The organism is Streptomyces sp. NPDC048516 (assembly GCF_043199875.1).
Classification (GTDB): Bacteria; Actinomycetota; Actinomycetes; order Streptomycetales; family Streptomycetaceae; genus Streptomyces.
This window is the reverse complement of sequence record NZ_JBICWS010000015.1, coordinates 105,528-116,110: the sequence shown is the minus strand read 5'-3', so window position 1 is coordinate 116,110 and position 10,583 is coordinate 105,528. Positions and strand designations below refer to the sequence as shown.

Here is a 10,583-nt window from a genome sequence, read left to right as displayed (position 1 = left end):
CACAAAGTGGAGAACTTGATCGCGCTGCTTGTCGCGGCACCGCTGGTCGGTGCGGCCCTGCTGTTGTGCGGCGGCACACGACTCGACCGCACCGGCCACCTCATCGGCACGCTGTTCTCGGTGGCGTCGTTCGCCGTCGGAGTGGTGCTCTTCGCCGACATGCTCGGCAAGGGCGCCGAGGACCGTGCCCTGCACCAGCATCTGTTCAGCTGGATTCCGGTCGGCGGCTTCCGGGCCGATATCGCCTTCCAGCTCGACCAGCTGTCGATGACCTTCGTCCTGCTGATCACCGGTGTCGGATCGCTGATCCACATCTACTCGATCGGCTATATGGAGCACGACGAGCGGCGCCGCCGCTTCTTCGGCTACCTCAACCTCTTCCTCGCGGCGATGCTGTTGCTCGTCCTCGCCGACAACTACCTCCTGCTGTACGTCGGCTGGGAGGGCGTCGGCCTCGCCTCGTACCTCCTCATCGGCTTCTGGCAGCACAAGCCGAGCGCGGCCACCGCCGCCAAGAAGGCGTTCCTGGTCAACCGGGTCGGCGACATGGGCCTGTCCATCGCGATCATGCTGATGTTCACGACGTTCGGGACCTTCGCCTTCGGCCCGGTGCTCGCGGCCACCGGCGCGATGACATCAGGCGCTGCCGCGCCGGGCTCCGAGGGCAAGCTGACCGCCCTCGGGCTGATGCTGCTGCTGGCCGCCTGCGGCAAGTCGGCACAGGTGCCTCTGCAGTCCTGGCTCGGTGACGCGATGGAGGGCCCGACCCCGGTCTCGGCCCTGATCCACGCCGCCACGATGGTCACCGCCGGCGTGTATCTGATCACCCGCTCCGGGGCGATCTTCAATGCCGCGCCGACCGCCCAGCTGGCGGTCGTCGTGGTCGGTGCGGTCACCCTCCTCTTCGGTGCGATCGTCGGTTGCGCCAAGGACGACATCAAGAAGGCGCTGGCCGGCTCGACGATGTCGCAGATCGGCTACATGATCCTGGCCGCCGGCCTCGGCCCGATCGGCTACGCCTTCGCGATCATGCACCTGGTCACCCACGGCTTCTTCAAGGCGGGTCTCTTCCTCGGCGCCGGATCCGTGATGCACGGCATGAACGACGAGGTGGACATGCGCCGTTACGGCGGCCTGCGAAAGTACCTGCCGGTCACCTTCGTCACCTTCGGCCTCGGCTATCTGGCGATCATCGGCTTCCCGGGCCTGTCCGGCTTCTTCTCCAAGGACAAGATCATCGAAGCGGCGTTCGCCAAGGGCGGGACCGAGGGCTGGATCCTCGGCGGCGCGGCCCTGCTGGGCGCGGCGATCACCGCGTTCTACATGACCCGGGTGATGCTGATGACGTTCTTCGGCGAGAAGCGCTGGGACCCCGACGAGGTGCATCCGCACGAGTCGCCGAAGGTCATGACGCTGCCGATGATCGTGCTGGCCCTCGGATCGGTCTTCGCGGGCGGGCTGTTCAGCATCAACGAGGCCTTTGTGACGTGGCTGGAGCCGGTCACCTCGTTCGCGCACGGCCACTCCCCGGTCAGCGCGACCACCGTCACCGCCTCGACGATCGTGATGCTGCTCCTCGGCGTCGGCGTCGCCTGGCTGATGTACGGCCGCAAGCCCGTTCCGGCGCTCGCCCCGCGCGGCTCGCTGCTGACCCGGGCGGCCCGCCGCGATCTGCTCCAGGACGACTTCAACCACGTCGTGTTCGTGCGCGGCGGGGAAGAACTCACCGGCACGCTCGTCCAGCTCGACCGCACCCTCGTGGACGGCGCGGTCAACGGCACGGCGGCCTCGATGGGCGGACTCTCCGGCCTGCTGCGCCGGTTGCAGACCGGATTCGTCCGTTCGTACGCGGTCCAGATGCTGGGCGGGGCCGCCGTTCTCGTCGCCGCGACCCTGCTGATGAGGGGTGTCTGAGCCATGTCGTTTCCCCTGCTGACGGCGGTGGCCGTGGTGCCGGCGGCCGGCGCGATCGCCACCGCCGCGCTGCCCGCCGCCAAGCGCACCGCGGCCAAATGGCTCGCGCTGCTGTTCTCGCTGGCCACCTTCGCGCTGGCGCTGGTGGTCGCGTTCCGCTTCGACCCCGGCGCCAAGGGCCCCTTCCAGCTCACCGAATCGCACGCCTGGATCAGCGACTTCGGTGTCCGCTACGAACTCGGTGTGGACGGCATCGCGGTCGCCCTGATCGCGCTGACCACCCTGCTGATCCCGTTCGTCATCCTGGCGGGCTGGCACGACGCCGACCCCCTGGAAGAGGCCACGCCCAACCGGCGCTGGCGGCCCACCCAGGGCTTCTTCGCGCTGATCCTGGCCGTCGAGGCGATGGTGGTCCTCTCCTTCGAGGCCACCGATGTCTTCCTCTTCTACCTCTTCTTCGAAGCCATGCTGATCCCGATGTACTTCCTCATCGGCGGCTTCGGGGACCGGGCGGGAGGGGACGGCGAGGAGCGGGACGCGAGCCGGCGGTCGTCCGCCGCGGTGAAGTTCCTGCTCTACAACCTCGCCGGCGGACTGATCATGCTGGCCGCGGTGATCGGGCTGTATGCGGTCACCGCCGACCAGCTCGGCACCGGCACGTTCTCGCTGCAGCAGATCGTCGAGGCGCGGGCGGCCGGCAAGCTGGAGATCTCCACCGGCACCGAACGGCTGCTCTTCCTCGGCTTCTTCTTCGCCTTCGCGGTGAAGGCGCCGCTGTGGCCGCTGCACACCTGGCTGCCCGGTGCCATGGGCGAGTCGACCTCGCCGGTCGCGGTGCTGATCACCGCGGTCGTCGACAAGGTCGGCACCTTCGCGATGCTCCGCTTCTGCCTCCAGCTCTTCCCCGGGGCCAGCAGCTGGGCCACCCCGGTCATCCTCGTCCTCGCGCTGATCAGCGTGCTGTACGGCGCGCTGCTGGCGGTCGCCCAGCGGGACATCAAGCGGCTGATCGCCTATGCCTCGATCTCCCACTTCGGGTTCATCATCATGGGCATCTTCGCGATGACGTCCCAGGGCCAGAGCGGCGCGACGCTCTACATGGTCAACCACGGCATCTCGACCGCCGCGCTGATGCTGGTGGCCGGCTTCCTGATCAGCCGCCGCGGCTCGCGAATGATCGCGGACTACGGCGGCGTCCAGAAGGTCGCCCCGGTCCTCGCCGGCACGTTCCTCATCGGCGGCCTGGCCACCCTCTCGCTGCCCGGCCTGGCGCCGTTCGTCAGCGAATTCCTGGTCCTGGTCGGCACGTTCAGCCGCTATCCGGTGATCGGCATCATCGCCACCCTCGGCATCGTCCTCGCCGCGCTGTACGTCCTCGTCCTCTACCAGCGGACGATGACCGGGCCGGTGAAGGCGGACGTGCGGAGCATGCCGGACCTGCGGGTGCGGGAGCTGGTCGTGGTGGCGCCGCTGATCGCGCTGCTGCTCTTCCTCGGGGTGTATCCGAAACCGCTCACCGACCTCGTCAATCCGGCGGTCGGCCACACCCTGTCCGTCCTGGACAAGAAGGACCCCAAGCCCCCTGTGCAGGTGGACGCCGTGCCCGGTGGAGGCCGGGCCGGTCATACCGTGCGCCCTCAAGACGTGGAGGCCGCGAAGTGAGTTCCGTGGCAAGTGTCCACAGCCTGTGGACAGCGGCGTCCGGTGCGCCGGGCAAGATTCCGGCGCCGCACATCGAGTACGCCCAGCTGTCGCCGACGCTGATCGTCCTCGGCGCGGCGGTGGCCGGCATCCTCATCGAGGGGTTCGTGCCGCGCCGGCACCGCTACTACTCCCAACTGCTGCTGACCGTGGTGGCGCTGGCCGCCGCGTTCGCCGCGGTGATCGGCCTGGCGGCCGGCGGCTTCGGCTCGTCCAAGGCGCACATCGCGGCCATGGGTGCCCTCGCCGTCGACGGCCCGGCGCTGTTCCTGCAGGGCACGATCCTGCTGGTGTCCCTGATCGCGGTCTTCACCTTCGCCGAGCGCAGGCTCGATCCGGCGGCGCACGGAAAGCGCGTGGACTCCTTCGCCGCCCAGGCCGCGGCCGTTCCCGGCGGCGCCGCCGAACAGGCCGCCGTCAAGGCCGGGTTCACCACCACCGAGGTCTTCCCGATCCTGCTCTTCGCGGTCGGCGGGATGCTGGTCTTCCCGGCGGCCAACGATCTGCTGACGCTCTTCATCGCGCTGGAGGTCTTCTCCCTCCCGCTGTACATCCTGTGCGCGCTGGCCCGCCGCCAGCGGCTGCTGTCGCAGGAGGCCGCGGTGAAGTACTTCCTCCTCGGCGCCTTCTCGTCGGCCTTCCTGCTGTTCGGCGTGGCCCTGCTGTACGGCTATGCGGGCACGGTCACCTATGCCGGGATCGCCGAGGTGGTCTCGGACGGCGCCAAGCAGATCGATCCGGCGCTGGCCGGCACGATGGGCAATGACGCCCTGCTCCTGATCGGTGCGGCGCTGGTGCTGATGGGGCTGCTGTTCAAGGTCGGCGCGGTCCCCTTCCACATGTGGACCCCGGACGTCTACCAGGGCGCCCCGACCCCGGTCACGGGCTTCATGGCGGCCGCCACCAAGGTCGCCGCGTTCGGTGCGCTGCTGCGACTGCTGTACGTCGCCCTGCCGGGCCTGCGCTGGGACTGGCAGCCGGTGATGTGGGGCGTCGCGATCCTCACGATGCTGGGCGGAGCGATCGTCGCCATCACCCAGACCGACATCAAGCGGCTGCTGGCCTACTCCTCCATCGCCCACGCCGGCTTCATCCTCGCCGGCGTCATCGCCACCAGCGAGGACGGCATCTCCTCGGTGCTCTTCTACCTCGGCGCCTACTCCTTCGTGACGCTCGGCGCCTTCGCCGTGGTCACCCTGGTGCGGGACGCGGGCGGCGAGGCCACCGCGCTGTCCAAGTGGGCCGGGCTCGGCCGGCGTTCGCCGCTGGTGGCCGCGGTCTTCGCGGTCTTTCTGCTGGCCTTCGCCGGTATCCCGCTGACCTCCGGTTTCGCCGGAAAGTTCGCGGTGTTCAAGGCGGCGGCGCAAAGCGGCGCGGGCTGGCTGGTGGTCGTCGGCGTGATCTCGTCGGCCATCGCGGCGTTCTTCTACATCCGCGTGATCGTGCTGATGTTCTTCAACGAGCCCAAGGCGGACGGCCCGACCGTCGCGGTGCCCAGCCCGCTGACGACCACGGCCATCGCCGTCGGTGTCACGGCCACGCTGGTGCTCGGCCTGGCGCCGCAGTACTTCCTCGACCTGGCCGGCCAGGCCGGGGTCTTCGTGCGCTGAGATCCGGCGGCGCGCCACGACAACGGCCGCCGCCCGGAGCCCTCGGGGGGTTCCGGGCGGCGGCCGTCCGTCGTGCGGCGGGCGGTCAGCTCTTGGGCATACCGCTCGGCAGCTCCGGCATGTCGGGCACCTTCACGCTGCCGTCGCTGGACTTGGTGTACTTCTCGGTGGGCCCGTTCTTCCAGTCGACGGTCAGGGTCTTGCCGTCGGCAGCGGGCTTGAGGGTGCCCATGGTGCGGGTGGTGTCCTTGTCGGTGCACTTGATGGCGGCCATGGTCATCCCGGCCATCTCCTGGACCTTGCCCAGGCAGGCGGCCTTGTGCCCGTTGCTGAAGGCGACGGTGCCCTTGCTGATCACCAGGATCAGCGGGCTGCTCTTCGTGCCGGCCTTCCAGGCACCCTCGACCGAGCCCGGGCCCCCGCTCTTGTCGGCGCCCCCCGGAGTCGACGGCGCGGCCTGCGGCGTCTTGCTCGGCTTGCTGTCGCTGCCGTTGTCGCCGCTGCTTCCGCAACCGCTGAGCAGCATCGCGGCGATGGCTGCCGCCCCGGCGATCTGTGCTGCCTTGCGCACGTACGTCTCCTCCGTTGTGGGTCAGGGACCCGTGAGGCTAGCAGCGGTCCGGGACGGATCCCCGACCGCGGCGACGCCGGTACGGACTTGGTGTGGGGCTGTGACGTAACGGGACACCGGACGGGACGGATGGGCGCGTCTGCCGCATATCGGCTGGTCTCGTCCCGTCTCGTACGGTTCCCTCCGGCCTCAGCCGGTCTCGTCCGGTCCCCACCGGTCTCGTCCGGTACCCACCGGTCTCGTCCGGTCCCCGCCGGACACCGCGCCGCGCTCCTCCAGCCGGCGCAGACACAGCTCCTGAACGGGCCGTCCGGCGCCGCGCACCCAGCGCCGGGCCGTGCTGCCCCGGCGCTGCTTGTCCGGTCCCGGCAGCGCCGCCGGCGCGCCGTCCAGCACCGGATCGCCCAGCGGCAGCGGGTTGGCCACCACGATCCGGTCGCGGCCCTCGACGGTGATCCGCCCGGCCCCCTCCAGATCGGCCGGCGCCGCGCCGGCCGGCCCGTCCCGCAGGTACGCGCCGTGGTTCAGCGGCCGGCCGCGGACCGGGTCGAGGGCGAGCAGCAGCAGCTTCTCTTCTCCGGGAGGGTGAGCGGCGTGCCGGTCATCCCGCGGGCAGGATGCGGCCGGTGACCTCGCCCAGGCCGATCCGGGTGCCCTCGGGGCCGGGTGCCCAGGCGGCGAGAGTGACCTCGTCACCGTCCTGGAGGTAGGGGCCCTTGCCCTGGGTGAGTTCCAGCAGGCAGCCGAGCTGGTCGGGGTCGGGCCCGGAGACGGTGCCGGAGGCGAACAGGTCGCCGGTGCGCAGCGAGGCGCCGTTGACGGTCATATGGGCGAGCTGCTGGGCGGCCGTCCAGTACATGGTGGAGAACGGCGGCCGGGAGACGGTCTCGCCGTTGATGCGCACCTCGATCCGGATGTCGATGCCGCCCGGCTCCGCGCCCGCGTCGTCGAGGTAGGGCAGCAGCGGCACGTCCCGGGCGGGCGGCGTCGTCCGGGCCTCGTCGAGGGCGTCGAGCGGGGTGATCCAGGCGGAGACGGAGGTGGCGAAGGACTTGCCCAGGAAGGGACCGAGCGGCACGTACTCCCAGGCCTGGATGTCGCGCGCGGACCAGTCGTTGAGGAGGCAGACGCCGAAGACGTGGTCGCGGAAGGCTTCCTGCGGGACGGGCTCGTGCAACGTGGAGGGCGTACCGACGACGAAGCCGACCTCGGCCTCGATGTCGAGGCGGAGGGAGGGGCCGAAGGAGGGGGCCTCGTCCGCGGGGGCCTTGCGCTGACCGTGCGGCCGGACGACCGGGGTGCCGCTGACGACGACGGTGCCCGCCCGGCCGTGGTAACCGATCGGCAGGTGCTTCCAGTTGGGGGTCAGCGCCGCGGCGTCCGGGCGGAAGATCCGGCCGACGTTGGTGGCGTGGTGCTCGCTGGCGTAGAAGTCGACGTAGTCGGCGACCTCGAAGGGGAGGTGCAGCGTGACCTCGGCGAGCGGATGGAACAGCGGTGCCACTTCGTCGCGGTGCGCCGGGTCGGTCACGGCGCTGCGGACGGCCGCCCGGATCTGCTGCCAGACGGGACGGCCGGCCGCCAGCAGCGGGTTGAGGGTCGGGGCCGCGAGCAGTTCGGCGTGCGGGTGGATGGCGGCGGGCAGTGCGCTCGGCAGTGCGCTCAGATCGAGGACCCGGTCGCCGTAGCGGACGCCGAGGCGCCGCTGACCGGGCGCGTCGGCGGTGCTGAACACACCGTAGGGCAGGTTGTGCGGGCCGAAGGGGTCGCCTTCTGCCAGGTCGAACGGGCTCTGCTCGGGCATGGACAGCTCCTCGCGTTCGTCGTCGCCGGTGGACGGCCGGGCCGGCCGGGCCTGGTGGCCCGGCGGCCGACGGCGCCGACGATCAGCGTACGGCCGGGCGGTGACCCGCGGGGCGGTCATGGGGCGCGAGGGTGTGGAGGCGTACGGATTCGGACGGCGGGCGCGCCGTGTGATGCGCCCTCAAGCATCGGCAATGTCCGGAAAAGCCTTGCTGCACTGCGCAATTCGGGCCTAGCTTCCTTTCCTGGCGCGGGCCGGGGAGGGACCGCGCCGTTGGGGGGACACGTGGCTCGCAGTGCCGCACGGCTCGCGGTCGACCGGAGCGTTCCGGGGCTGATCGTGAAGATCGGGGCTTACCCCCTGCACCACGGAGGTGTGGGGGCGATCCGCAGCCTGGGGCGGCTCGGGGTGCCCATGTACGCCGTGACGGAGGACCGCTTCACCCCTGCGGCCCTCTCCCGCTATCTCCGCGGCCGTTTCGTCTGGCCGACCACCGGGCGGGAGGAGCCGGACCGGCTGGTGACGGGGCTGCTGCGGATCGGCCGGCGGATCGGCCGGCCGACGCTGCTGCTCCCCACCGACGAAGAGGCGGCCGTGCTGATAGCCGAGCATGCCGAAGCGCTCGCGGGATCGTTCCTTTTCCCTCGGGTCGCGCCCGGACTGCCGCGCCGGCTGGCCAGCAAACAGGGCCTGTACGAACTGTGCGCGGCCCATGGAGTGCCCTCGCCGGCCGCCGTCTTCCCTGGTTCGTACGCGGATATCGAGGCGTACGCCGGGCGGGCGCGCTTCCCGGTGGTGGCCAAGAACCGCGAGGCGTTCATCCGGCGCAAACGGCCCGCCGTCGCGGGGACGACCCGGATAGGAGGGCCGGACCAGTTGCTGGATCTGGCCCGTGACTGGGGGCCGCGGCCGGGCGTGATCCTGCAGGAGTACCTGCCGCGGGAGCAGGCCGAGGACTGGATCGTGCACGCCTGCTTCGGCGCGGACCGTGCGCCGCTGGCGCTGTTCACCGGGGTCAAAGTGCGCTCGTGGCCGCCGCATGCCGGCATGACGGCCTGCGCGTACGTCGTCGACAACCCGGAACTCGCCACCATGTCGGCGGAGTTCGCCGACCGCATCGGGTTCACCGGTATCGCCGATCTGGACTGGCGGTTCGACCGCCGCGACGGCCGGTACAAGCTGCTGGACTTCAATCCGCGGATGGGCGCGCAGTTCCGGCTCTTCGAGAACGCCGCCGGGGTGGATGTCGTCCGTGCCCAGCATCTGGAACTCACCGGTCGCACCGTCCCCCAGGGGGCGCAACGGGCCGGGCGCCGCTTCGTCGTCGAGAACGTCGATCTGCCCGCCCGGCTCGCGTACCGGCGCAGCGGCCCGCGCCCGCCGCACGCTCCGGCGCGGGCCTCGGGCACCGAGCTGGCGTGGTTCGCGGGCGACGACCCGCTGCCGTTCTTCACGATGCTGGCGCGGTCCGTCGGGCCGGGCGCCCGGCATCTGAGACAGCTGCGGCGGGCGGGCCGCCGGGCGGGTACCGAGGCACCACTCAGGCAAGGGGAGGGACCGAAGTGAGCACTCCGGTAGCGGTCATCGGGGCCGGCCCGTACGGCGTGTCGACGGCCGCGCATTTACGGGCGCGCGGTGTGCCGGTGCGGGTCTTCGGGGCGCCGATGGCGAGCTGGCGCACGCAGATGCCCGCGGGCATGCTGCTCAAGTCGACGCCGGCGGCTTCCACCATCGACGTCCCGCAGCCCGGCCGCACTCTCGGCGACTTCTGCGCGGAGACGGGGGAGGGGCCCTACGCCTCGGACTGGGACATCGTCCCCATCGAGGTGTTCATCCGGTACGGGCAGTGGGTGCAGCAGCGAACGGTCCCCGATCTGGAGCAGGTCAGGGTGGTCTCGGTGGACCGGCGGGGCGACGGCTTCGAGCTGAAGCTGGACAGCGGGGAGCAGGTCGGCGCGCGGGCCGTGGTCGTGGCCACCGGCCTGAGCGGGCTGGCCCAGTTGCCGCGGGAGCTGGCCGCCGCGATCCCGGACGGGCCGTCCGCCACGGGGCCGGTCTCGCACAGTTCGCAGCACCACGACCTGTCCGCGCTGGCCGGCCGCGAGGTGGTGGTGATCGGTGCCGGACAGTCGGCGCTGGAGAGCGCCGTGCTGCTCGCCGAAGCGGGCGCGGCATCCGTACGGGTGGTGGCACGCGGCCAGGCCGCGGTGGGCTTCGGTGCGCCGCCGGACCGCCAGCCCCGTCTGCGGCCGCCGTCGCCGTTCGGCAACGCCTGGTCGCTGCATGCGCTGACGTATTACGCCGGCGGCTTTCGCCGGCTGCCGGTGCCCGCCCGGCGGTATCTGGTGCGGCGGGTGCTCGGCCCGCTGGGGGCGTGGTGGCTGCGGGACCGTTTCGCCGGCCGGGTGCAGGTGACGCAGGGGCGGCGGATCGTACGGGCCACGGTCCGTGACGGCCGTCCCGTGCTGGCGCTGCGCGGGGCCGACGGGCAGGGCGGGGAGCTCGCCGCCGACCATGTGCTGGCGGCGACGGGCTACCGGATGGACCTGGCGGCACTGGATTTCCTGGGCCAGGGGCTGCGCACCGGCATCGTGACGCGGGCCGGCGGGCCGCTGCTGGACGCGGGCTTCGGCTCGTCCGTACCGGGGCTGTACTTCACGGGGTTGCCGGCGGCCGCCTCGTTCGGGCCGGTGATGCGCTTCGTGTGCGGCACGGAGTTCGCCTCGCCGCGACTGGCACGGGCGGTGGCGCGGGTCTACCGGTGAGAAGGGCTTCGGGGGAGCGGGTCTGCGGGTGAGAAGGGCTAGGGGGGAGCGGTCCTGCGGGTGAGAAGGGCTTCGGGGGAGCGGCCCTGCGGGTGAGAGGGACTACCGCGGAGCGGGCCTGCGGGTGAGGTGAGCCGGTGGCGCTGCTTCCGGTGGGCCCCGCGGCTCGTCTCCGGCGAGGGAAGTCACCCTGCGCTGCGGGGCTTTCGCCGGAGGCC

At 71.5% G+C, this 10,583-nt stretch carries 8 protein-coding genes; 5 read left to right on the top strand and 3 right to left on the bottom strand.

What is annotated here, in order from left to right; translation table 11 throughout:
• The first annotated feature begins 6 nt into the window (after nt 1-6).
• The 3 genes from nuoL to nuoN are packed head-to-tail and all read left to right on the top strand — an operon-like array spanning nt 7 to nt 5,225.
• Nucleotides 7-1,914: an NADH-quinone oxidoreductase subunit L gene (gene nuoL, locus ACGFR7_RS27285; protein ID WP_393324328.1), complete on the top strand. Its 1,908-nt coding sequence runs from the start codon at nt 7-9 to the stop codon at nt 1,912-1,914.
• A 3-nt stretch (nt 1,915-1,917) separates the two neighbouring features.
• On the top strand, nt 1,918-3,576 hold the full coding sequence (locus ACGFR7_RS27280; protein ID WP_393324325.1) for an NADH-quinone oxidoreductase subunit M: 1,659 nt from the start codon (nt 1,918-1,920) through the stop codon (nt 3,574-3,576).
• Nucleotides 3,573-5,225 carry an NADH-quinone oxidoreductase subunit NuoN gene (gene nuoN, locus ACGFR7_RS27275; protein WP_393324323.1) on the top strand — a complete coding sequence of 551 codons (1,653 nt, stop codon included), beginning with the start codon at nt 3,573-3,575 and terminating at the stop codon, nt 5,223-5,225. Before ACGFR7_RS27280 ends, nuoN begins: the two co-directional genes overlap by 4 nt.
• Before the next feature lie 85 nt (nt 5,226-5,310).
• On the opposite strand, the gene ACGFR7_RS27270 is transcribed toward nuoN, so the two are convergent.
• The 3 genes from ACGFR7_RS27270 to fahA all read right to left on the bottom strand — a co-directional run bounded on the left by ACGFR7_RS27270 (nt 5,311) and on the right by fahA (nt 7,600).
• Nucleotides 5,311-5,796: a hypothetical protein gene (locus tag ACGFR7_RS27270; RefSeq protein WP_393324320.1), complete on the bottom strand. Its 486-nt coding sequence runs from the start codon at nt 5,794-5,796 to the stop codon at nt 5,311-5,313.
• Between the two features lie 189 nt (nt 5,797-5,985).
• Nucleotides 5,986-6,492: a GPP34 family phosphoprotein gene (locus ACGFR7_RS27265; protein ID WP_393324317.1), complete on the bottom strand. Its 507-nt coding sequence runs from the start codon at nt 6,490-6,492 to the stop codon at nt 5,986-5,988.
• Entirely contained in the window at nt 6,398-7,600 is a 1,203-nt protein-coding gene (gene fahA, locus ACGFR7_RS27260) for a fumarylacetoacetase (RefSeq protein WP_393324542.1), read from the bottom strand. Before fahA ends, ACGFR7_RS27265 begins: the two co-directional genes overlap by 95 nt.
• A 285-nt stretch (nt 7,601-7,885) precedes the next feature.
• Here fahA and ACGFR7_RS27255 point away from each other — a divergent pair, with 285 nt between their 5' ends.
• Both ACGFR7_RS27255 and ACGFR7_RS27250 read left to right on the top strand, forming a co-directional pair.
• A complete protein-coding gene (locus tag ACGFR7_RS27255; protein WP_393324315.1) occupies nt 7,886-9,166 on the top strand; it encodes an ATP-grasp domain-containing protein in 1,281 nt (426 codons plus the stop codon).
• Nucleotides 9,163-10,365, top strand: a complete 1,203-nt coding sequence (locus ACGFR7_RS27250; protein WP_393324312.1) for an FAD-dependent oxidoreductase — start codon at nt 9,163-9,165, stop codon at nt 10,363-10,365. Before ACGFR7_RS27255 ends, ACGFR7_RS27250 begins: the two co-directional genes overlap by 4 nt.
• The last annotated feature ends 218 nt before the right edge of the window (nt 10,366-10,583 follow it).

What these genes read in the sequence shown, in the direction of transcription:
- ACGFR7_RS27280 (WP_393324325.1), top strand. Translation starts at nt 1,918, where the DNA reads ATGTCGTTTCCCCTGCTGACGGCGGTGGCCGTGGTGCCGGCGGCCGGC.
- fahA (WP_393324542.1), bottom strand. Translation starts at nt 7,600, where the DNA reads ATGCCCGAGCAGAGCCCGTTCGACCTGGCAGAAGGCGACCCCTTCGGC.